We start from the raw sequence: 24,108 nt of genomic DNA, 5'->3' as shown, positions 1-24,108 counted from the left end.
AGGATAAACTTACACTACTTCCCGAGGCATCACCTTGAGTTTCTCCATCTATATCTGAACCTATTTGAGTCCAAACACCTCCTGTATTTTTATAAATACGCACATGACCTGAATTTTCACCATTTCCATTATTATCAGGCGCTCCAATAGCAACTATACTTCCATCACCTGATAAACTCACACTTATTCCATAAAAACCACCTGGTGCCTCTCCATCAATATCTGAACCTATTTGAGTCCAAACACCTCCTGTATTTTTATAAATACGCACATGACCTGAATTTTCACCATTTAATCCATCATTACCGTGCGCTCCGATAGCAATAATATTACCATCTGATGATAAACCTATACTTCCACCTGAATAATCAAAAGCTGCTTCTCCATCAATATCTGAACCTATTTGAGTCCATATACCATTTATATTCTCGTAAATTCGTACATGACCGCTTAAACTACCATTAATTCCATCATTATTTATAGCTCCAATAGCCACTATATTACCATCTGAGCACAATTTCATATTTCTTCCTGAATAATCATAAGCTGCTTCTCCTTCTATATCTTCACCTATTTGTATCCATATACCATTTTCATTTTCATAAATTTTCACTCTACCAGTATTCGCCTTAAATCCAGATGCTCCAATTGCTAAAATTTTTCCTGTAGATGATAAACTAGTACTAATACCAAAAATATCTCCTGAAACTCCTTTTTCTCCTTCTATATCATCTCCTTTTTGTATCCAAGTACTACTCACGTTTTCATATACTCTTGCATAACCAGAATTCCCACCATTATTATGATTTAAAGGTGCACCAACAATTAACGAACTACCATCTGAAGATAAACAAACACTATCTCCAAAATAATTAAAACGAGCTTCGCCATCAATATCACCTCCTAACTGACTCCAAGAATCATCTACATTTTTATAAACACGGACATGTCCAGAACGATATCCATTTCCTTGATTACCAAGCGCTCCAACAGCTAATATATTGCCATCAGAAGATAAACTAATACTACCGCCTGATTGATCACCCGGCGCCTCTCCGTCAATATCGCCCCCTACTTGAGACCAAGTACTATTTATATTTTTATAAACGCGTACATGACCTGAGTTATCACCATTTCCGTCATTTTCAATAGATCCAACAGCAACTATACTACCATCAGCCGATAAACTAACACTATAACCTGAATAATCATCTTTTAATTCTCCAATAATATTAGAACCAACCTGAGTCCAAGTACCGCTTTGGTTTTCATAAACCCGTACATCCCCATGATCATTAAAGCCACCCCCTATTGAACCAATAGCTACAACAGCCCCATTTGAAGATAAACTAATACTCCAACCTAATAAATTATTTATATCACCATTAATATTTTCTCCTATCTGGGTCCAACTATCATTAATATTTTCATAAATTCTTACACGACCTGAACCATTTCCATCATTAAGAGGAGCTCCTATAGCAATAATATTTCCATCTGAAGATAAGCTAACTCCTCTACCAAAAAAATCACCTGCTTTTTCTCCATCTATATCTTCTCCTATCTGAGTCCAACTATCATTAATATTCTTATAAATTCTTACATGACCAGCTCTAAAACCATTTCCATCATTATTAGGAGCTCCTATAGCCACAACATTTCCATCAGCAGATAAACTAATAAAACCTCCAGAATAGTCATCAATAGCCTCACCATCTATACTTTCACCTATTTGAGTCCAAATACCATTAATAGTTTTGTAAATGCTTACACTTCCAGAATTAACACCATTTACACCAACACGCCGTGAAGCACCAATAGCTATTATAGAGCCATCCGAAGACATACTAACACTGTCTCCAAACTTATCTTGAATATCACCATATTCTCCATCTATATTATCACCTATTTGTACTTGCCCAAAAACTACAACTGGATATAGAATAAAAAAGAATAGTTTTTTCATAATTAACTTGTAAAAATTTCCTACTAATGTAAGAAAACAGGAGTTATCCACATTATATATTATATAATTACTTTTCTCTTAAAATTTAAAAAATAAAATGATGGTTATTATAGCGTGTTAATATGTGGTATAACTTTTTTAAGCTTTTGTTTGAAATGTATTTTATTGAATGTTGTTGATACGAAATGAACAGCTTATTAAAACTTAACTCATTTAATTTGAAGCGATTTAAAATTTATATTAACAATTGTTAGAAACTACTATGAACAGATTTTTTTAATAAGTAATACTATTAACATGATGAACAACTATACATTTTTATACTAATAACTTAACCAAAAGTTTACATTAACTAATTTGGATGTTACCTAAATGTTACGGATTGCAAAAAAAATTGAATTCTCCTAAATATAATTTTACAAACTAATGAACAGTTATTAACAAGTAATTAATACTACCATTCACAATGTTAATAATTGCTACCTTTGTACTTATATTTAATAATACATAATATAATGACAATTTCAATAGGTAATGATCATGCCGGTGCTGATTATAAATTTGCAATAAAGGAACTTCTTGAATCAAAAGGTTTTACAGTTAATAATTATGGGACTGATACTTGTGATAGTGTAGATTATCCAGATTTTGTACATCCGGTTGCACAAGATGTAGAAAACAAAAAAGTAGATTTTGGTATTTTAATATGTGGTAGTGGAAATGGTGTAGCAATGACAGCTAATAAATATCAACAAGTTCGTGCTGGTTTATGTTGGACAAAAGAAATTGTTAAATTAATTAGGTTTCATAATAATGCTAATATACTTTGTATACCGGCGCGATATACGGCCATACCCCAAGCTTTGCAAATGGTAGAGACTTTTTTAAATACAGAATTTGAAGGAGGGAGGCACCAAGGTAGAATAGATAAAATTCCATTATCTTGTTAAATGAGTCATCATCATGGGCATAATCATTCTCATGATCATTCCGATTTAAAAGGTCGGAATCTTGTTATATCTATTTTATTAAACATTCTTATTACAGCAGCCCAAGTAGTTGGTGGATTAATTTCAGGAAGTTTAGCTTTATTAAGTGATGCATTACATAATTTTAGTGATGTTATTTCTCTTATTATTAGTTATATAGCTAATAAATTAACAAAAAAAAGAGCTTCTTTTCAAAAAACATTTGGTTATAAACGTGCCGAAATTTTAGCTGCATTTATTAATGCATCTGCTTTAATTGTGGTGGCCGTGTTACTAATTATAGAGGCTATAGAGCGTTTTCAAAACCCTCAGATTATTGAATCTAATTTAGTGATATGGTTATCGATAGTTGCTATTTTAGGAAATGGGTTTAGTGTACTATTGCTCAAGAAGGATTCTGAAGCAAATATGAATATGAAAAGTGCCTACTTGCACTTATTTACCGATATGATGGCAAGTGTAGCCGTTTTGTTGGGTGGATTATTAATGAAGTATTATCAACTCTTTTGGGTAGATAGTATACTTACTTTTGCTATTGCTATATACTTAATTTGGATGGGTTTTGATTTATTAAAAGATTCTACTAAGGTATTGATGCTTTTTACGCCAGATGCGATTCCTGTGAATAAAATTGTTAAAGAGATAAATGCTTTTGATAGTATAAAAAATGTGCACCATGTACATATATGGCAGTTAAATGAAGATGAAATACATTTAGAAGCACATATTGATTTTAATGAAGATATTACCCTGTCTCAGTTTAATGAAGTATTACATGATATTGAAGATTTGGTATTTAGTAAATACGATATTAATCATGTGAATATTCAACCGGAGTATGGGAAGGATGATGCTAAAGATGTTATTGTTCAAGATTAAGTTATGTTGGATGTTAAAGTGAAATCATTTGAAGAACTTACAAATCAAGAATTGTATGATATTCTTAAACTTCGTAGTGAAGTATTTGTAGTAGAACAAGATTGTGTTTATCAAGATATGGATGCTAAAGATCAAAAAGCACTACACGTTTTAGGTTTTAAAAATAATATAGTAGTTGGATATACACGTGTATTTAAACCAGGACTATATTTTAAAGAATCTAGTATTGGAAGGGTGGTAGTAGCTAAAAATGAACGGCAGCATAAATATGGTTATAAGCTTATGGAGGCCTCTATAAAAGCTCTTAAAAGCCATTATAATCAAACCACCATAAAAATATCGGCGCAGTGTTATTTAAAGCAGTTTTACAATAATGTAGGTTTTAAAGCCATAGGCGAGGAGTATCTTGAAGATGGCATTCCACATATAGCTATGGTAAAAGAATAATGCCTTATTACCTTTTTAAAGCAAAATAACCTCTTAATACTTCTCCTGTATTTAAAACTATTTCGTACCAATAGGTATCTGTATTCATTTGTGCACCATTATAAGTTCCATCCCATTTTAATGAAGCGCCCGATAAAAATTTGAGTAGTTTTCCATTTCTATTAAATATGCTTACGTTGTTTATACTATGATCGTAATCAAATACAACCCAAGCATCATTAAACCCATCATTATTTGGAGTAAAAAATTTAGGAATAAAATAATCGTTATCCGTAATTATTACATTAAAATTAGATTCGTTACTGTAGCAATTTATTTCATTATATATATAAATAGTTTGAGAGTTTGTAATAGTTTCTCCAATGTTTAATTGAGTACCATTACCTTTAGGTTCTGTATAATAATGGCCATGACTAATAATAGGCAATATGTAAGTTCTACCTATAAAATCATCTAAAACATCCACTGGAATAAAGGTGCTACAGTCTTCATTCGAATTTACATAATTAGAAAACCCTGAAGGTAACCACGTACTGTGATTTCCATTGGCATCATCTACAACCACACAATTTAAATCCGCATTATTACTAAAATCTAAATCGGTCATGTTGTTATTATTTCCATTATTAATCAATAATTGACATAAAATGTTAGAACTGCAATTTAAATCTGTTAATGTGGAGTTTTGACTTATGTTTAACGTGCTAATTTGGTTATTTGAACATAATAAAACCTTTAAGCTTATATTATTTATAACATTTAGATTTTGTATTTGATTACCTGAACAGGATAAATAAGATAAGTTTGAGTTATAAGAAACGTCTAAACTTGAAAGTAAATTATTATCACATTGAAATCGACTAAGACTTAAATTACTGGTTACATTTAAATTTGTAATACTATTATTTTCGCAAGTTAAATCGACTAAGTTGGTATTATTAAGAAGGTTCAAGCTTGATATCGTATTATTTTCGCAACGTAAGGCTGTTAACTCAGTATTAGCTTCTATATTGAGGTTTGTTATCCGGTTGTTAAAACACCATAAGATTCTTAGGTTGGAAAGTGTTGAGGTCGTGAGACTAGTTATTTGGTTTTCAGAGCAATCTAGATTTTGTAACGCTAAAAAATCTTCAATACCAGTCAGGTCTTGAATACTTTTACCTTTTACATCTAAATCTGTGATACCACTTATATTACTCGTAGGAACTTGACCATTTAATGGAGGTGTATCTAAACCTTCATCAATTAATGCTTGTTCAAAATTACTGTCAGGTATAGCCGTATTTTGACAAAACGTTTTTGAAGAAATAAGAATAATACCAATTAAAAACAACCAAGTTTTAAACATAGGCATTTAATTTGCATCGTCCTCTGCAGTATGGGTAATAAGAATTTCAACACGTCTATCAAATTTAGGATCTCCACCTAATGGAAATTTACGGCGCATTCCTAAATGACGCATACGTTTTTTGTCAATACCTTTTTTGGCAAAATAATCATACACATATTTTGCTCTAGCCTCAGAGAGGTTTCGTTTTTTGGTTTTTCTATCAACTGCGTCTCTTGTATATTGTGTGCAGCATACATGACCTTGAATGGTAAAATAGATGTCTTCACGTTCTGCAAGCGCCTTTGCAATATCAGTAAGGGTTTGTTTCGAGGCTGGCGTAACTGTAGCGTAACCTGTTTTAAATAAGATATTTTTAAATATTATTTTATCACCTTTTGATCCTTCGTTAATTAAAGTAACAACATCCTTTTCTTTTGGAGGCGGAGGTGTTTTAGCTTGTGGCTTAGGTTTGGGGAGCTTAGGTTTAACTATTATTTCAACTTTTCGGTTTAAACCTCTTATTTTAAAAACGTCTTCTTCTTCTTCTACAATGATAAGGAGTATTTCTCCTTTACCATCTACATTATTTATTAAACCTTCACTAATTTCATTATTAGAAAATATGGCCTTTATAGCATCTGCACGTTGCTGAGATAGTTTTAGGTTATAAGAGTCAGCTCCTCTATCATCACAAAATCCAAATATTGAAATGGATTCAATTTCAATATCTGACAACTCGGAAATAAAAAGAAGTAATCGGTTTTCTTCTGTATTAGGAACTTCATATTTGTCGGTTTCAAAATACACTTCATGCGTCAATTGGTTTTGAGAAAACAAAAACGCACATTGAAAGGTTATTAATATTAACACCAATAATTTGTTCATAGGTAGGGTAATAGTACTGGCATAAATATACTATTTTTAATCGAAAAACCATGCTATAAGCCTATATGTAAAGGGTTGAAGTAAATAATATGGTTCAAAATAATATTATTTTGAAAGGCAAATACTAATTTAATAAGCAGTTTTTTATTTCAAATAGCTTTGATATGTTGAAGAGTTTCCAAGAATTTCTAACGACTTTTTGATAGTAGAATCATGAACTTTATAATAATCATATAATCCCTCTCTATACACATAACGCTTAACAATGTCTTCTGTTAAACGTTTCAATAAAAAGTCTTTATTCTCATTTATAACCACCGTCTTAGATTCGTTTAAATTAGCTAAAAGCGTATTATAATCCTGTGAAATATTATCGTTTAATTCTTCTTCTTTTGAGGTTTCAAATGCCTTTTTTAATGCTTTTTCTGTGTCAGTTTCAAAAGAAAAGTTATTGGTTTTTAAAAACGTTTTAAAATTTGAAAAATCCTGTTCTGTAAGTTTTAAAGTGTTGATATCAGTAAAAGAATGGTTATAATAATACTGTGTAGCATAATCAAAAATTAGATCGCTATGCATAATGGAATTAGTAATGGTTGAATTTTTTGGTGCACCTATAATTTCATCTGGAAAAACACCACCACCATCAAATACTTTTCGTCCATTTTTAGTTTTAAAAGCGTTATAATTTTCCTGTTTTACTCTTACAGCTTCTCCTTTTTCATTTCTGTTCCAATAATCTAAAGACTGAATACATCTACCAGAAGGTGTATAATATCTTGAAATCGTTATTTTTATTTGTGTTCCATAAGTAAGCTCTTTTGGTCGTTGTACCAAACCTTTTCCAAAACTTCTAGAACCCACAATAACCGCTCTATCTAAATCTTGAAGAGCTCCGGATACAATTTCACTAGCCGAGGCGCTAGAGCCATCAATTAAAATAACTAAAGGAATATCTGCATCTATAGGCTCATTTTTGGTAATATAAGTGCGGTTATATTTTTTAACCTTAGATTTTGTAGTAACCACTAGCTGTCCTTTAGGAACAAATAAATTTACAATTTTTATGGCTTCATTAACTAATCCTCCAGGGTTTCCTCGTAAATCCAATATCATTTTTTCTGCTCCTTGGGCTTTTAAATCTCTTAAAGCATAGTTCGTTTCTGCATAGGCTTTTCTGCTAAATTGACTTAAAACGATATATCCGGTTTTTTCATCAATCATTGAAAAATAGGGAACCGCTTTAATTTCAACTTCTGCTCTTTTTATTGTTGCTTTTTTTGTTTTTCCTTGACGTTTAAAAGTAACATCAACAGATGAATCTGGAGCACCCTTGAGTAAATCACCAGCATTGGAGTCATAATCTGAAATCAATGTATTTCCAACCTGAGTAATTTCGTCGCCAGCTTTTAAGCCAGCTTTATCGGCAGGATAATCTTTATAGGGTTCAATAACAACAAGTTTATCTTTTAGCGTTTTTATTTTAGCTCCAATACCCGTATAGTCTCCAGTATTGTTAATTCTCGCACCTTCCACATCTTGTTCATTCATAAAATTAGTATACGGGTCGAGATCTGCTAACATGCTTTTTATGGCCGTATCCATTAATTCGGCAGGGTTTGTTTCATCAACATAATTCATATTAATTTCTTTAAACAATGTTGTGAATATTTCAATTTGCTTAGCAATTTCGAAAAAATCATTTTTGAAGGCTGTTGTCGATAAAAAGACAAGACCGGCTAAAAAAGGAAGAATGAATTTCTTTTTAAATAATGCTTTCATAAAAGGTGTATTATGCTTTGGAAACTTTGTTTGAAAACTTTTGAAACAAAAGGTTCATTTTATTTTCTACTTGATTGTACGTTGGAACGTCTTTGCCAATGTACAAAATCATTATGGTGTACTGTGTTGTTAAATTGTTAAAATATCTAGTCTTATTTAATCTATAAGACTCTCTTAATAAGCGTTTTATGCGATTTCTATCAACAGCTGTTTTAAAATTACGCTTACTTACTGAAACACCGGTTTTTGCTCCAATAGGTTCTTCAAAAGTAGTTGGGAGATAAACCATTCTTAAAGGAAAAACAGAAACAGATTGTCCTTCTGCAAACAACTGGTCAATACGTTTTTTGCTTTTAAGTTTTTCTTTTTTGGAATAGGTTAAAGACATAAGTGCTTTTGTATGTACAAAAATAGCAATAACAATTAAGACTGTGCGTGCCTATAGGACTCCATGATAAAAATCATATTTAAAATAGCTGATTTAGAGTAATTTTAACCTTTGCAACCTAACAAAACTAAAGGTATGGGAGATTTGAATGTGGCTTTGCTCAACACAAAAAAAGATAAGGCCAACTACATATATCATTTATTAAATGATATTAAGGCGTTAGATATTTTAATAGAAAGAGGTTTAATTGAAGATGGCCCCTTACGTATTGGAGCAGAGCAAGAGTTTTGCATGGTAAATGATCAATTTTTGCCCGAAAGCAGGTCGCTGGAAATTTTAGAAGATATTGCTGATGACCATTTCACAACAGAAATAGGTAATTATAATTTGGAAATAAATTTAGACGCCGTAGAGTTGGGTGGTGAATGTTTTTCAAAGTTACATGAGCAACTGGAAGCGTTATTGAATAAAGCAAAATCTGCCGCTGTTAAAAAAAATATAAAAATTATTCTTGCAGGTATTTTGCCTTCTTTATCTGTTAGTAATGTTGATGAAAGTAGCATGACTGAGGTGGATAGGTATTCAGTATTAAATGATGCCATAAAACGAAGCCGAAGAAAAAGTTTTGATATTCATATTAAAGGTGTTGATGAGCTTAATTTGCTACATGATTCAGTAATGCTTGAGGGCTGTAACACCAGTTTTCAGATGCATTTACAATTAAGCCCTAAGGGTTTTGTAGATAATTACAATTGGGCGCAAGCCATTGCAGGTCCTGTATTGGGTGTTTGTACTAATTCGCCATTGTTATTTGGAAAAGAATTATGGAGTGAAACAAGAATAGCCTTGTTTACGCAAAGCGTCGATACCAGAGCAAATTCATACTTGTTAAACGAAAAGCAATCCAGAGTGAGTTTTGGTAGTAATTGGCAAACAGGAACGATAACCGATATTTTTAAAGATAATATTACTAGGTTCAGGAGTTTTTTAACTACAAATTTCACACGTGATAGTATAAAAATGATTGAAAATAATGAAACACCTAGGTTACGAGCCCTACAGTTACATAATGGTACAGTATATCCATGGAATCGGGTATGTTATGGTGTTTTAAATAATAAGGCGAGTTTAAGGATTGAAAACAGATATATTCCTTCAGGCCCTACCACTGATGATGAAATTGCTAATATGATGTTTTGGGTAGGTGTGATGCTTGGTAAGCCCAAAAAATATGAAAATATTCATGAGCAATGGGATTTCAAAGATGTAAAAAACAACTTTTTTAATGCAGCCCGTTATGGTATGGCAACACAGTTTTATTGGAATGGTAAATATATGTCGAGTCATCAACTTATTATAGATGAATTGTTACCAATGGCATATAAAGGATTATATAGAAATGGGGTAGCACCCAAAGATGCCGAATACTACTTAAAAATCATACTTAATAGGGTACGAGGGCATAACGGATCGGAGTGGTTGATAAGAAACTATAGAAGCTTACTTAAAACACATAAACGTTTTGATGCGATGCAAATACTAACTGCGACTATGTATTCAAAACAAGAAAAAGGATATCCTGTATCCTCTTGGGGCACGGTCCATCATTCAGATCAAAGGTTTTTTACACCCAAAAAAATGGTCAAACACGTTATGAGTACAGATATTTTTTCGGTTGGAAAAAAAGATAGTGTAGACTTGGTTTTAAATATGATGAAGTGGAAAAACATTCATCATATGCCAGTAATAAACAATGATAGAGAATTAATAGGCTTAATAAGTTGGACTGATGTTGAAGTGTATTTAGGTCACTCTGAAAACAAGCATAATAGTGTTTCTAAATTAATGAATACTAAGATTATTACGATAGATCAATATGCTTCGCTTAAGACGGCCATCGAGCTAATGAATAAGCATGGTATAGGTAGTCTTCCTGTAATAAAAAAGGGCAAGTTGATAGGTTTAATGACTAAAAATGATCTCTGATAATTAAAAGCTAATACATGGTTGATGTTTATAACAAAGCGGTAAACGATACGATCAAGGTAAATCGAATATTAGGAAGAATTGAAGGAACCAGTTCTGGCCCTACGGTTGTTTTTTTTGGAGGTATACATGGTAATGAAACTTCAGGTGTTTTTGCCATAAATGAGGTATTTGGCAAATTAAATAAATTAGATGTTAACGGAACAATATATGGGGTTGCAGGAAATTTAAGTGCCTTAAATAAACACCAACGATTTGTAGAGGAAGATTTAAATAGACTATGGACCAAAGAACATATTGAACTTATTAAGAATAAAACAGATTTAAATGATGATGAGACTGAGCTCCTAACATTATTAGGCGTTTTAAATGATATTCTAAATAGGCATTCACCGCCTTTTTATTTTATTGATTTACATACCACCTCTAGTAAAACAATACCATTTATAACCATAAACGATGCTTTAATAAATCGTAAGTTTTCTGAGCAGTTTCCTGTACCCGTAGTATTGGGAATAGAAGAATATTTAAGCGGCCCATTATTAAGTTATATTAATCAATTAGGCTATGTGTCTTTGGGTTTTGAGTCTGGTCAGCATGACGATTTATCGTCAATTGATAATAGTATAGCTTTCGTGTATTTAACCTTAGTCTATTCGGGTGTTTTAGCTAAAAAAAGAGTAGCTGGTTTTAATAATTATTATGAACAATTAAAAGAGTTTGCATGCTATACATTTGATGTTTTTGAGGTTGTTTATTTACATCAAATTAAAAAGAACGAGGATTTTATAATGCTCAATGGTTTTCGAAGTTTTGAACCAATAAGAAAAGGTACAAAACTAGCTTTAAGCGATAGTAAAGAACTCGTAGCACCCTTCAACGGCAGTATTTTCATGCCATTATATCAAAAAAAGGGTGCTGAAGGTTTTTTTATTATTAAACCAATAAAACCATTTTTCTTAAAATTATCATCAGCCTTAAGGCGTATTAAAACAGATCGTATTTTGGCTTTTTTACCAGGGGTTTCATGGTTAAATAAAGACAAGGGTATTCTTCAAGTTAATTTAACTGTTGCTAAGTATTTTGCAAAATCATTATTTCATCTCTTAGGTTATAGAAATAGGCAAATTACAGATACTAGTATAAGATTAAATAATAGAGAACGAGTTGCAAAAACGGCTGCTTATAAAAAAGAAGCATGGTATTGAATAATTAAGTATTTACATTTTAATAAATTTAATGTACTTACAGGAATACGTATACTTTCTTATTTTTGTTTGATACTTTATTAAAACCCATGGGAACTTGGAAATTAATTATTTCGATTATAGCAGCTATAGGATTGTTTTCTCACAGCCTTGAGAGTTTTTCAAATAATCTTCGTGACCAAACAGATTCAAAATTAAAACAATTATTAGGTAATTTTACTAACTCAAAGTTAAAGGCTTTATTTGTTGGTTTTACTGCAACAGCAGTTATTCAATCTAGTAGTGCTGTTGTTGCCATTGTAATTTCCTTTGTTGATTCTGGAGTTATCCTTTTTCATAACTCATTGCCGATATTATTGGGTTCGAATTTAGGAACTACAATAACGGCCTGGATAGTATCCTTTAAAATAGAATCTGTTGGTATTGGTTTGTTAGCATTAGGTTTTGTTTTAGGTTATTTTAAAGGTCGATTGCATTTAATAAGTAGACCTATATTCTATCTGGGCCTTATTCTTTTTAGTTTAGACTTTATAGGAGAACAATTGGGTCCAATAAAAGATAGTGAGAATTTAATTCATTATTTAACCTATGCTTCTTACCCTGTTCTTGGTGTTTTATTGGGGGCATTAATTACCGCGTTTTGTCAATCTAGTTCAGTTACAATTGGTTTAAGTATAATACTTTGTGGGCAAGGGTTTTTAGATTTGGAAAGTGCTATTGCAATTATGGTTGGGTCAAATGTTGGAACTACATCAACTGCTTTCATTGCTGCTATGAAACTGGATGTTGTGGCAAAACGAACGGCATTAGCTAATTTAATATTTAATCTTATTGGGGTGTTTATATATTTGCCTCTTTCTAAACCTTTTTATAATCTCATAAACATGATAAATGTGGATATAACATTTAAAGTGGCTTATGCGCACTTAATTTTTAATTTGTTGATAACTATTCTAGTTTTACCCTTTACTGGTAAAATAGGTAGATACCTTGAGTATAAGGTGAATTAAACTTTTAAAGAAAACATTATTATGAGTTCAATTAGGGAGGTAAATTGACTTAAAACATAGTAGAAACCTAGCAATTTAATGCATTGAAATATTTAAAAGACATTTTACTTTTTATTGTTTTCCTTGTTAATATCCGCCATCATATTCAACGCATCAATTTCAACAGATTGTACTGCTTTTGAAGTTTCAAAGGTATAGGTTGGATAAGCCCAAGCCCAGTCGTCTATAATGGTAGCTGAGGTTGGTTTTTCACCGCGCATCATTTGTAACGGAATGTAGAAATCTTCAGTAGTACCGTCAACATAAGTTACAGTCAAATCTATGGGCATTGGCATTAAACCAATACGCTCTAGAGTAATAGATTCATTTTCTACCGATTTTACGCCATAATCAATAGTGTTTATGGTTCGTGTCCAATCATTTAAATACCAGTCAAGTTCTAACCCTGATACTTTTTCGGCTATCCTAATAAAATCATTTGGAGTTGGGTGTTTGAAAGACCAGGCTTTAAAATATTCTTTAATTGTTTCTTTTTGATTCTCTTGGCCAATAACATAAGCTAATTGATTGAGAAAAATATAACCTTTATAGTAAGCTGATATAGAAGATGATCTATTAAAATTGAAACGATCTGCATGTGTGGTTTGAGGTTGTTCAGTTCCTGATTGCACATAATAATTGTACACATCATAAACCTGTCTTGTTGGTTTTTCAAAAGAGGTTTTAAAAACGTGTGATCCTGCTAACTCACCAAAGTACTCAGTAAACCCCTCATCCATCCAATAGTTTGTAAGTTCATTAGTGGCTAGTAAAAATTGAAACCAAGAGTGAGCCATTTCATGAGCAGTAACTCCAAAGAGTCCATCAAATTCACCTTCTCCAACAATAAGAGTACACATACCGTACTCCATACCACCATCACCTCCTTGAATTATAGAGTATTGCTTATAAGGGTATTGCCCAATATTTGCGCTAAAAAATTGCATCAGCTCAGACGCTTTAGGTTGCAAATTTTTCCAATTGACCAACTTTTCAGATGGCATGGTACTTTTATATAAAAAATGTAACAAAGGCCCGTTTGGAACTTGTAAGGTGTCGTGCGTGTACTCTGGATCTGCAGCCCAAGTAAAGTCGTGCACATTAGGTGCTTTAAAATGCCAAGTTAATTTATCAGAATCAGAGCGGTTTAATATTCCAGTTTCATAACCATGGCCAATTTCATTTGGGTTTTGTAAATAGCCTGTACCTCCAACGGTATAATTTTTATCTAGAGTAAGTTTCACATCAAAATTCCCCCAAACACCATGAAATTCGCGACCAATATAAGGGTCGGTATGCCAACCTTCAAAATCATATTCAGCTAATTTTGGATACCATTGCGCCATTGACAAGGCGACCCCTTCTTTATTATTTCTACCAGAACGACGAATTTGTACAGGTACCTGAGCATCAAAAATCATATTAAAAGTAACGCTTTCACCAGGCTGTATAGGATTTGCCAAATTGACCTCTAATACAGTACCAACTGTTTTGTGTTTAAGTACTGTTCCGTTTTGTTTTAGAGTATTGACTTTTATATATCCTATCTCATTTGGTTTTAATTTACTTATTCTATCTCCTACACGAGCATCAGGATCTGCGATAGTGCGAGAACGTACATCCATTTCACTATCTGGTTGAAAGGCATTAAAGTATAAATGATAAAATACTTTATTTAGAACATCTGGCGAGTTATTTGTATATACTAAGGTTTGTTTACCTTTATATTGATAGGTGTTTACATCCATATCAATCTCCATTTTATAATCTACATGTTGCTGCCAATATGTTGAATTAGAAGTTTGAGAGGTATTCGAAACTATAGCGGTTTTAGAACTACCACAAGAAAAAATTAATGCTACGCAGAACAAATAAATAAATAAACGATTCATAAACGTGAAAATTAAAAAAGATTGTTAGGCAATGGATATGCCCAACAACCTTTAAAAGTTTTTTAATATTATTTAGCAGCTATTTTTGCTGCCATAATTAATGCGTTATATGCATTTACCATTCTTGAAGATTTTGTTAAATCGGCAAAAGGTCTAACATCTTCAGTATCTCCACCAACAATAACCTTTCTGTTAATGGCTAAACCAGATTTCATAATAACTTGTTTTACTTGGGCAGCAGATAAAGTTGGGTAATACGAACGAATTAGAGCTGCAACACCTGCGACTCCTGGAGCTGCCATTGAAGTACCTCCTTTAGTGTCGTATTCGTTTTCTGGTGTTGTAGAGTATACACTTGCACCTGGAGCAAAAACATCAACATTTTGCTTACCGTAGTTAGAGAAGCTTGCCACCATATTTGATCCATATTTAGGCCCTAAAGCTCCTACTCTAATATACGTATCAGAAATCTCTTTTCCATTTATATTATCATCTGGGAAATTAGGCTCGGTATCTACATCTTTGCTATCGTTTCCTGCAGCATGAACAAAAAGGACATCTTTTTCAGAGGCATAACTAATAGCATCGCGCACCCAGTCGCTATGAGGTGAATAGCTTTTTCCGAAACTTCCGTTTATTACCTTTGCTCCATTGTCAACAGCATAGCGAATTGCTAAAGCCACATCTTTGTCATACTCATCTCCGTTAGGAACTGTTCTTATACTCATAATTTCAACATTATTAGCAACTCCATTTGCTCCTAATCCATTGTTACGTTCTGCAGCTATAATTCCTGCAACGTGAGTACCGTGGCTTTCACTTTTCTTAACAGGTTTTACATTACCGTCGCCATAATATTTTGTTGACATATCATCTGGATCATCACCTGTTACGCGTCCTTTAAGTTCTTTATTTAAATTAGAGTTTAAGCGGTCGTTGATACTCTCTAGACTACTACCAATTTCTTTCAATGCGTCAGCCATGGAATCCATATCGTTGCTAAACATATATTGCGCAATTTGAATGGATCTACTTAAAACTTCATCTTCAGTTTTAATGGCATTCACTTCTTCTTTAGTATAATCTTTTTTGCCTAAGTGTTTTGCAAGAGTGGCATCGGCGTTTTTAATTTGCTCATAAATTTGATCGTATTGCGTTTTTCTATCAAGCCACTTAGTATACTCCTCATCATATTCGGCTTTGGCCCGTTCATAATCAGGGCTGTTTTTATCACCTTTTACTAAAATTCTTACTAATTCTAATTGTTCATCATATCCTTTTCCAAGAAAATTCCATCCATGAATATCATCAACGTAACCGTTTTTGTCATCATCAATATTATTATTTGGAATTTCATCTTTGTTTGTCCAAATCACGTCATCTAAATCTTCATGATCAATATCAATTCCAGAATCAATAACTGCAACAAGTACCTTTTTACCTTTTCTCTTTTTTATTAACTCAGCATAAGCCTTATCTACACTCATTCCTGGAATGGTGTCTTTCACCAGATCTAAATGCCCCCAATTGTGCTTTTCAGCTTCGGTTAGTTCAGATACTTTTAAAGGCGATGTATCAATATTTTCAATTGGAGTTGATAAAATGTTTGCAGTTCCTCCGCATCCAGAAATCAATACAGCTGCGCAAGCCAATGTTATTATTGTTTTAATTGTTTTCATAGGTAATCGTAAATTTATCTTTTATTTAAATATATCTTCAGTTTTAAAAATGTTCTGTAGTCGAACTCCTTTTTCCGTTTTTTGAACTGTGATGATTTCATTATGCGCATCATGTTCTAAAAACAGGTAGAAGTTTTTTTCGGCAGCCATATTAAGAAATTCTGCCTTTTCATCAAGTGTTAATAGCGGCCTCGTATCATAACCCATAACATAGGGTAAGGGTATATGCCCAATAGTAGGTAGTAAATCAGCCATAAACGCAATGGTCTTATCCTTATACTGAATTAACGGGAGCATTTGTTTATCTGTATGTCCATTTGCGAAAAATATATCAAAGCCTAATTCTGAATTTTTAAATAGATTATTATTTGGGAGCGAGGTGAATTTTAGCTGTCCACTTTCTTCTATGGGTATTATATTTTCTTTTAAAAAAGAAGCTTTTTCTCTTTTATTAGGTTTTGTAGCCCATAACCAATGGTCTTTGTTGCTCCAGTAATGTGCATTTTTGAAAGCAGGTTCATAGCCCGTTTTTTCCTTATTCCATTGGATGCTACCCCCACAATGATCAAAATGTAAATGAGTTAGAAAAACATCGGTAATATCATCTCTATGAAACCCGTGTTTTTTTAGAGAACTATCCAAGCTAAAGTTTCCCCAAAGATGGTAGTATCCAAAAAATTTTGAGGATTGTTTATCCCCCATGCCATTATCAATCAATATAAGGCGATTACCATCTTCAATAAGTAGGCATCGCATACTTAATTCAATCATATTATTGGCATCTGCAGGATTAGTACGTTCCCATAAAGATTTGGGAACAACACCAAACATAGCGCCTCCATCGAGCTTTAAATTTCCAGCATTTATGGGGTATAGGTTCATAGAGTTGTAAAATTAATAAATCTAATGACATTCCCTTGGATTGTTATGAATATATTAAGAAATGATCTGTACTTGTTTACCACGAACCACAGATACGGCTTAAAAATCACATCTAACTATACAATAGATGTTTACGCCTATGAAATAACTTGCTTTAAACGCTTGCCAAAATCGAAGAGTGCCTTAATTTCTTTTACACTCGCTAGTCGTTCTCTTCCAAATATTAGTAAAGATTCTCCATTAGATTCTACATGGTAATAGGGATTACTTTCAAAAAAATGAGTCACATCATCATCAAAAAATTTGGCAATTCCTACTTCATTATCACCTTGTAAATAAAAACGTTTAGAGAAATCATCATGATTCTCAATAGGTATATCTTTAAAGCCTGCAAAGGCAGATACTTTTTCTAGAAAACCTTCTCGATCTAAAGTAAATTCTGGAATAGGATGGCTTAAGTCTATATGAAGCATGGTGGTTCTTACGACCTCTTTTGCAATAAATTCGCCTTCAGAAAACTCAATATCAAATAGACTAATAGCACTACCTATATATGCTAATTTATTATAAATATGATTAATGTGTTTGGTGTTAAAAAATTGAAAATTATTTAAAAAAGACACATTCTTTTCTCGCTTTGAGTCGTAGTTATACTCATAGTCCTTGGCTAAGGCTTCCATGCTTGTTTGGCGTCTAGTAAGGCTGTTTTTAATGATTTTTGGAACAGGTAGCAAACGTCTAGAGGCAAATGGGTGTTTCGAATCTGTATCATGCATATCTAAGCCAATAACATCAAAATGACCTCCTCGTTTTGCAAATAACTCTTGATAATTACTAATGTTTTCCATAACCGTATCATCAACAAAGTCACATAATGAAAAATCTATAATAACATCTTGATCTTCTGGTATTTCGTCAAGGTGATGTTTAAGTCTGAAGTAATTCAAAAAACTACAAAAATGCTTGACACTTATATAATAATTCTCTTTATCATCTTGCTCTTTAAACATGAGTACATTTGGTTTTAATACGTTTCTAAAAAACAAACCAAAACTTTTATTGGTGATAATATGTATAATTAATGTGGCTAAAACTCCAGCCAAAATCCCGGTGATTAAACCTATTTTTAGAGTCATTATTAAGGTTACGAAAAAGATAGCAAGCTGCTCCTTCCCAATAGAAAACATTTTGGTAATAACGTTAGGAGAGGCCAGTTTATAACCTGTATATACCAAAATAGCCATTAATGCCGGAAGGGGAATTCTGGTGAGTTGCGTGCTAAAAAATACAATAAAAATGACTAAAAATAAGGCATGAAAAAAATTAGACGACCTATTGCTAGCACCATTGTTTACGTTAACGGAGCTTCTGGCAATTACTGTTACGACATTTAAACCTCCTAAAAGACCGCTACCTATAGTAGCAAGGCCTAATGCTTTTAAATCCCTGTTTACGTTTGATCGTCTTTTTTCAGAATCTAGCTTATCAACAGCTTTTATACTAAGCAAGGACTCTATACTTGATATTAAAGTTAAGGCTAATACACTCCCCCAAAAGGAAAAACTCCAAATTCCATTAAAACTTGGACTGGGCAAATCTGCTATAATGGTTTGAATTTCGGGAATTCCTGAAATCATATATTCTTGAGCAATTGGATTGGGTTCATGTAAACCTATTTCAAAGTAATAGCTAAAGGCGATTGATAAAATAACTATCCACATGGGTGCAGGAATCAATTGCAGGTATTTATTTCTGACTTTTGAATAGAATAGCATAATAGCTAAACTAATTACGCCGGCCAATGCCGCATATATTAAGCTTTTATTCCCATAATGCACGGCATCATTAATGGTATATGGAATTTCTACAAGGTAGTCAATCGTATCTTCCCGCTTTATTTTGTGGGCTAGCATAATATGAAATTGTTTTCCCAGTATAATTAAGCCTATGGCGGCCAGCATACCTTGAATAGCTGCTGAAGGAAAAAAATCGGCCAAAGCTCCCATTCTAAAAAACCCTAAAAGAATTAAGAGAACACCAGAAAACATAATGGCAACATATGCGTTTTCAATACCTAAACTTGCTATGGTTACAAGAAGCACACCTACTAAGCCATTTCCAGGGCCTGAAATGGTAACATGACTTCCTCCAAATATAGAAACCACAACTCCACCAACTATGGCCGCTATAACTCCTGCGATAGGAGGAGCATCACTTGCCATTGCCAGTCCTAGACCAAGTGGTAAGGCTATAAGACTTACTACAAAACCCGAAAAAATATTTTTAGGTAAGGCTTTAAAAAAGTAGGTTATGGAATCTTTTTTTGTACTCATTGTAAGATTAGGACATCGGTTGGTAATTCGGTTAAAATGTGCTCAATGTCATGTGGAAATAGTCTATCCCAAAAATTCATTTTTGAAGGGGCGTTCATTACTAATAAATCGGCTCGCGATATTTGAGCATAATGCCCAATAGAATAGCCCTTCGTTCCAAAAATAGGCTGTAGCTTTATGGTCTTGCCTTTAGTATAATTTTCAGGAATATGACTAATTATTTCATTAACTCGAGAGTGCTCTCTTAGCTTAATACGTTCCTTCATTATGTTAGCCCGTCTCAATGATTTATCATCATCAACTTTAACAGGAACCTGACTTTCATTAATTTCCTCTACAATGGTAACTTTGTTCGATTTCAAATGTTTTGCAACATAAAAGGCCGAAGTAATTGTTTGTTCCGTTTTTGGGTCTTTTAGTCCGTTAACTACAATGTGTTCACAAGGTATACGATTAACAGATGGTTTTATAAGCAATAAGATAGAACATTTAGTTTGACGTGTAATCTTTCTGGCAATAGAGCCCACATAATATTTTAGCAAGCGTTCCCGTTGTACAGCCCCCAAAATAAGTAAGTCAATTTTCTTTTCCGCACAGGTAGACAAAATAACATCAACAGGTTGTCCCGGTCTAAACACCACTTCATAGTCTAGTTTGTCTTTTTCAAAGCTTTTTAAAATGATACTTAACATATTGGATTTTTCTTCTGAGGCTTCACCAACATGAATTAAAATCAGTTTTGCTTTAAAAAAAACAGATAGCCTTGCCGCCTCAAAAAGGTTTGCTTTTAAGTTAGGTGAATAAGCCACTCCAATTCCAATACTTTTAAAAGGCTTTAAAGACAATACTTCTATGGATTTTTGCAAAAAGTTGAAAGATAGCATTTTTTTAAAAACTTAAAACTAAATAATGTAAAACAGAGTCGTCTGTTTTAATTAAATTAGTGTTTTTTAATATTGATTTGATACTATGTTAGAACTAGCAGGGATTATAATTTTAGGAATTTTAGCCCAATGGGTAGCTTGGAAATTTAAAATACCCGCAATACTTCCTTTAATTTTAATAGGCTTATTGGTTGGCCCTATTGCTGCCGAGTTTTTGAGTGAAGATGGCTCTAAATGGATAGAACCAGTTTGGGATGGAAAAAAAGGTTTTTTTCCAGGAGATGGTTTGTATTACTTTGTATCATTGGCTATTAGTATTATTTTGTTTGAAGGCGGGTTAACTCTTAAGCGTGCCGAAATAAAGTCTTTAGGTCCTGTTATTTCTAAACTCATTACACTAGGAACGACGATTACTTTTTTTGGTGCTGGTATATTAGCACGATTCGTTTTTAATTTAAGTTGGGAGTTGTCTTTTTTGTTTTCTGGACTTATAATTGTTACCGGACCTACTGTAATTACTCCTATTCTTAGGAATATTCCGCTAAAAAAGGACATTTCTACGGTGTTAAAATGGGAAGGTATTTTAATAGACCCTATAGGGGCTTTGGTAGCTGTATTAGTTTTTGAATTTATTAGTGTTGAAGGCGATAGCGGATTTACTAAAACAGCTTTAGTTGAGTTTGGTAAAATTTTATTATTTGGAACCACTTTTGGTTTCACCTTTGCTCATGCTTTAGCCTTTGGAATTAATAAGAAACTCATTCCGCATTACTTGTTAAATGTAGTATCGTTATCAACCGTACTGCTTGTTTTTGTAGAGTCTGAGGTTTTCGCTCATGAATCAGGCTTACTCGCAGTGGTTGTTATGGGAATGGTTTTGGGTAATGGTAAATTGAAAAACATCAAAGAACTGCTTTATTTCAAGGAATCGCTCAGTGTTTTGCTTATTTCTATTTTATTTATTCTACTGGCAGCAAATATTGATTTTGAAGATTTGATGCTGCTCTACACCTGGAAAACAGCTATTTTGTTTTTTTCAGTTGTACTTGTTATTAGACCTTTAGGAGTGTTTTTAAGTACACAAGGGTCTAAATTAAAGTTTAATGACAAACTGTTTATTAGTTGGGTTGGCCCAAGAGGTATTGTAGCAGCAGGAATTGCTTCGCTTTTTGGAAGCAAGCTTATTAAGCAAGGGGTAGAAGGAGCGGAGTATATTACACCCCTCGTGTTTATGATTGTTTTAGGCACAGTTTTATTGAATGCCACCACAGCACGATTGTTTGCCAAAATGGTCGGTGTATTTCTTAAGAGATCTGAAGGTGTTTTAATTGTTGGAGCTTCTCATGTATCGAGACTTATTGGAAAGTATTTAGAAGATAATGGTAGGCACGTGGTACTTATTGATAGTAATCAGACCAATATTCAGTTGGCACAAGAAGAAGGTTTAGAAGCTATTGACACCGATATTTATTCTGAAACTTTAAATGATAATATTGAACTTAATGATGTGGGCTTTTTAATGGCTTTAACTGGAAGTGCGGATATCAATGCTTATGCTATTGATAAGTTTAGAGGCCAATTTGGAGAAAGTGGGTATTATAGGTTGATAACACCAGATGAAATTGACGACCCTAATAGCCCTGCCGAAGGCCTGTTTTCTCAAACCGATGATTATAATTCGTTAACCGAAGTAGCAAGAAAATATCCTAAAATACACGAAATAGCATTAAAGAGTAGAGAGCACTTCGAAACTTTAATTGAAAAGACTAATAATGATGTTGATATTATCCCGTTGTTGGTTAAAGATAAGAAAGGGGTTTTGGAAATTATATCATCAAAAAACAAAGCTATTGAAAAGATTGAAGCAGGTTATAAGCTGGTATATTTAGGAAAGGCTTTGAGAATTTGATTCTTAAAAGCCTTTCACTTGTCGACATATTATCGCTCTGTCTCGTATTTTCATTTAATTCTGTAGTCCTGCTAAAGTATTTTTCTATTAAGGCAATAATTATATTTATCAATTTTTTACAACCTTAGTTCCGTAGGTTCCCTTCTCTGTCTTAAACATCAAATAATATATTCCTGAGGCATAAGCACTTACATCAATACCATTATTTATTTGAGAAGCATTAAGTTCTTTTAAAATTATGCCATTGGCATTATATAATATAACTTTCCCACTGTCAAAATCATCTATATTAATAATGTCACTAACCGGGTTAGGATATATATTTACGCCGTATAATTTTTTAATATCTTTTAAACCAGCAGTATACCCTTCAAGGTCAAAGCGTCTTATGTACATCCATGAACCATAAGTACCTCTCCAATTTAAAACATGGCTTAACCCCCAAGAAACTCCCGATACAGGAGAACTATTAGATGATTCAGATCTATATAAACCAGCCGCTTCAGGATAGGTAGAGTTCCATGGTTGCTTTAAAGGAAAATCAACTTGTCCCATAATTTCAAAATTTAAACCATCTGAAGAGTATTGAGTTGTTCCATATTCAGGTCCATCTTGGTGTAACATAATACCTAACCCCTCTCCAGAGTGCCACACACAAACTTCATGCCCCGTATTTGTAATAGGATTATATTCAGACTTAACATAGGGTCCTGTGACATTATCAGCAATAGCAACACCCCATTTTACTTGTTTATAGCTTGTCCCCCAAATTTGAGTATCATAACTACAAATGGGCGATTCATTACCTTCTCCTTTAAAATACATATAAAATTTATTGTTAAAATAAACAATACATGGGTCGTGGACAGCATTTTTATCGAATGCAACAGATTGTCCAGATGATGGGTAAAGTATAGGGTCTTCTAATTTAGTCCAAGGTCCATCTGCCGAACTTGAATAAGCCATTGCAATGGTATTATTGCTATTTAGGTTTGTTACTGTATCAGAAGCTTGATAGACTAAATAAAACATATTATTGTGGTGAAAAACTTCAGTAGTAAAAGCAGATCTATGGTCGTATGAGCCTTCTGGTCCACGTGCAATCGCTACACCTTGTTCCGTCCAATGATACCCATCTGTTGATGTAGCATAATACAAATCGTTTAAATCCCATGGCGATACTTTTCCTGCACCGTTACTTAAACTATAGGAGTACCAGACGTAATATTTACCATTTACTTTTAACACCGAACTTGGATCTCGTCTTGTGTAATAATCATTAGGAGCTAAATCTCCAGTCAAATTATTTACTTTAAATTCTAAATTCCATTCTGGATTATCCGTTGGAATATCGACGTTACAATTTCCACTTGATTTATATCCTTCTAGCCTTAAAGTAGCTGCGCTTTTTGTTTGTGAAAACATAACAGTTGCTGTTAATAAGAAAGTGGCTAGTGTAAATAATTTTAATTTCATTTTTTAAAACATATTTGATATTCTCACAAATATACTCTAAAGTAATAGTAAAATAGTAAGTTTGAAAATATTATAAGGTTCATGATACCAGTTGATCATTTTGTTATTCTTGCACGTCATGCTTAAAATAATGTAACCTTAATTCCG

The 24,108-nt window shown here is 32.9% G+C and carries 18 protein-coding genes; 7 read left to right on the top strand and 11 right to left on the bottom strand.

Annotated features, from left to right (window positions below):
• Positions 1 to 1,966, bottom strand: a 1,966-nt coding sequence (locus Q0857_RS16215; RefSeq protein ID WP_298537750.1) for a hypothetical protein, incomplete at its 3' end; no start/stop codon positions are given.
• Between the two features lie 515 nt (positions 1,967 to 2,481).
• Here Q0857_RS16215 and rpiB point away from each other — a divergent pair.
• Genes rpiB through Q0857_RS16200 form a run of 3 tightly spaced genes read left to right on the top strand, consistent with a single transcriptional unit; the run spans position 2,482 to position 4,281 of the window.
• On the top strand, positions 2,482 to 2,916 hold the full coding sequence (gene rpiB, locus Q0857_RS16210; protein WP_298537747.1) for a ribose 5-phosphate isomerase B: 435 nt from the start codon (positions 2,482 to 2,484) through the stop codon (positions 2,914 to 2,916).
• Positions 2,917 to 3,834, top strand: coding sequence for a cation diffusion facilitator family transporter (locus Q0857_RS16205; RefSeq protein WP_298537744.1), 918 nt, complete (start codon positions 2,917 to 2,919; stop codon positions 3,832 to 3,834).
• Positions 3,835 to 3,837: 3 nt separating this feature from the next.
• The gene (locus Q0857_RS16200; RefSeq protein WP_298537741.1) at positions 3,838 to 4,281 is read left to right on the top strand and encodes a GNAT family N-acetyltransferase; all 444 of its coding nucleotides are present in this window, start codon (positions 3,838 to 3,840) and stop codon (positions 4,279 to 4,281) included.
• A 7-nt stretch (positions 4,282 to 4,288) separates the two neighbouring features.
• On the opposite strand, the gene Q0857_RS16195 is transcribed toward Q0857_RS16200, so the two are convergent.
• The 4 genes from Q0857_RS16195 to rnpA form a co-directional block, all read right to left on the bottom strand.
• Positions 4,289 to 5,629: a T9SS type B sorting domain-containing protein gene (locus tag Q0857_RS16195; protein WP_298537738.1), complete on the bottom strand. Its 1,341-nt coding sequence runs from the start codon at positions 5,627 to 5,629 to the stop codon at positions 4,289 to 4,291.
• A 6-nt stretch (positions 5,630 to 5,635) separates the two neighbouring features.
• Complete coding sequence (locus Q0857_RS16190) at positions 5,636 to 6,496, bottom strand: OmpA family protein (protein WP_298537735.1); 861 nt, start codon at positions 6,494 to 6,496, stop codon at positions 5,636 to 5,638.
• A 144-nt stretch (positions 6,497 to 6,640) separates the two neighbouring features.
• Positions 6,641 to 8,275 carry a S41 family peptidase gene (locus Q0857_RS16185; protein WP_298537732.1) on the bottom strand — a complete coding sequence of 545 codons (1,635 nt, stop codon included), beginning with the start codon at positions 8,273 to 8,275 and terminating at the stop codon, positions 6,641 to 6,643.
• A gap of 10 nt (positions 8,276 to 8,285) precedes the next feature.
• Positions 8,286 to 8,663 carry a ribonuclease P protein component gene (gene rnpA, locus Q0857_RS16180; protein ID WP_298537729.1) on the bottom strand — a complete coding sequence of 126 codons (378 nt, stop codon included), beginning with the start codon at positions 8,661 to 8,663 and terminating at the stop codon, positions 8,286 to 8,288.
• Between the two features lie 111 nt (positions 8,664 to 8,774).
• Between rnpA and Q0857_RS16175 the strand changes: the two genes are divergently transcribed.
• The 3 genes from Q0857_RS16175 (at position 8,775) to Q0857_RS16165 (ending at position 12,867) form a co-directional block, all read left to right on the top strand.
• Positions 8,775 to 10,649, top strand: coding sequence for a CBS domain-containing protein (locus Q0857_RS16175; protein ID WP_298537726.1), 1,875 nt, complete (start codon positions 8,775 to 8,777; stop codon positions 10,647 to 10,649).
• A gap of 17 nt (positions 10,650 to 10,666) precedes the next feature.
• Positions 10,667 to 11,857 carry a succinylglutamate desuccinylase/aspartoacylase family protein gene (locus tag Q0857_RS16170; RefSeq protein ID WP_298537722.1) on the top strand — a complete coding sequence of 397 codons (1,191 nt, stop codon included), beginning with the start codon at positions 10,667 to 10,669 and terminating at the stop codon, positions 11,855 to 11,857.
• Positions 11,858 to 11,946: 89 nt separating this feature from the next.
• The gene (locus tag Q0857_RS16165; RefSeq protein WP_298537719.1) at positions 11,947 to 12,867 is read left to right on the top strand and encodes a Na/Pi symporter; all 921 of its coding nucleotides are present in this window, start codon (positions 11,947 to 11,949) and stop codon (positions 12,865 to 12,867) included.
• Between the two features lie 104 nt (positions 12,868 to 12,971).
• Here Q0857_RS16165 and Q0857_RS16160 read toward each other — a convergent pair whose 3' ends face one another.
• The 5 genes from Q0857_RS16160 to Q0857_RS16140 all read right to left on the bottom strand — a co-directional run bounded on the left by Q0857_RS16160 (position 12,972) and on the right by Q0857_RS16140 (position 20,576).
• Positions 12,972 to 14,798: a M1 family metallopeptidase gene (locus tag Q0857_RS16160; RefSeq protein ID WP_298537716.1), complete on the bottom strand. Its 1,827-nt coding sequence runs from the start codon at positions 14,796 to 14,798 to the stop codon at positions 12,972 to 12,974.
• Positions 14,799 to 14,866: 68 nt separating this feature from the next.
• The gene (locus Q0857_RS16155) at positions 14,867 to 16,477 is read right to left on the bottom strand and encodes a S8 family serine peptidase (RefSeq protein ID WP_298537713.1); all 1,611 of its coding nucleotides are present in this window, start codon (positions 16,475 to 16,477) and stop codon (positions 14,867 to 14,869) included.
• Positions 16,478 to 16,498: 21 nt separating this feature from the next.
• Positions 16,499 to 17,359 (bottom strand): MBL fold metallo-hydrolase, encoded by an 861-nt coding sequence (locus Q0857_RS16150; protein ID WP_298537710.1) that lies wholly within the window; start codon positions 17,357 to 17,359, stop codon positions 16,499 to 16,501.
• A 137-nt stretch (positions 17,360 to 17,496) separates the two neighbouring features.
• Positions 17,497 to 19,692, bottom strand: coding sequence for a SulP family inorganic anion transporter (locus Q0857_RS16145; protein ID WP_298537707.1), 2,196 nt, complete (start codon positions 19,690 to 19,692; stop codon positions 17,497 to 17,499).
• Entirely contained in the window at positions 19,689 to 20,576 is an 888-nt protein-coding gene (locus Q0857_RS16140; protein ID WP_298537703.1) for a universal stress protein, read from the bottom strand. The genes Q0857_RS16145 and Q0857_RS16140 overlap by 4 nt, the downstream gene beginning before the upstream one ends.
• Before the next feature lie 85 nt (positions 20,577 to 20,661).
• Between Q0857_RS16140 and Q0857_RS16135 the strand changes: the two genes are divergently transcribed.
• Positions 20,662 to 22,485, top strand: coding sequence for a sodium:proton antiporter (locus tag Q0857_RS16135; protein WP_298537700.1), 1,824 nt, complete (start codon positions 20,662 to 20,664; stop codon positions 22,483 to 22,485).
• Positions 22,486 to 22,593: 108 nt separating this feature from the next.
• Here the strand turns inward: Q0857_RS16135 and Q0857_RS16130 are convergent, their stop codons facing one another.
• On the bottom strand, positions 22,594 to 23,961 hold the full coding sequence (locus tag Q0857_RS16130) for a T9SS type A sorting domain-containing protein (RefSeq protein WP_298537698.1): 1,368 nt from the start codon (positions 23,959 to 23,961) through the stop codon (positions 22,594 to 22,596).
• Positions 23,962 to 24,108: the final 147 nt, after the last annotated feature.

Origin of the sequence: uncultured Algibacter sp., from assembly GCF_947495925.1 — a bacterium.
GTDB lineage: Bacteria > Bacteroidota > Bacteroidia > Flavobacteriales > Flavobacteriaceae > Algibacter_E.
This window is presented reverse-complemented; position numbering and strand designations above follow the sequence as displayed.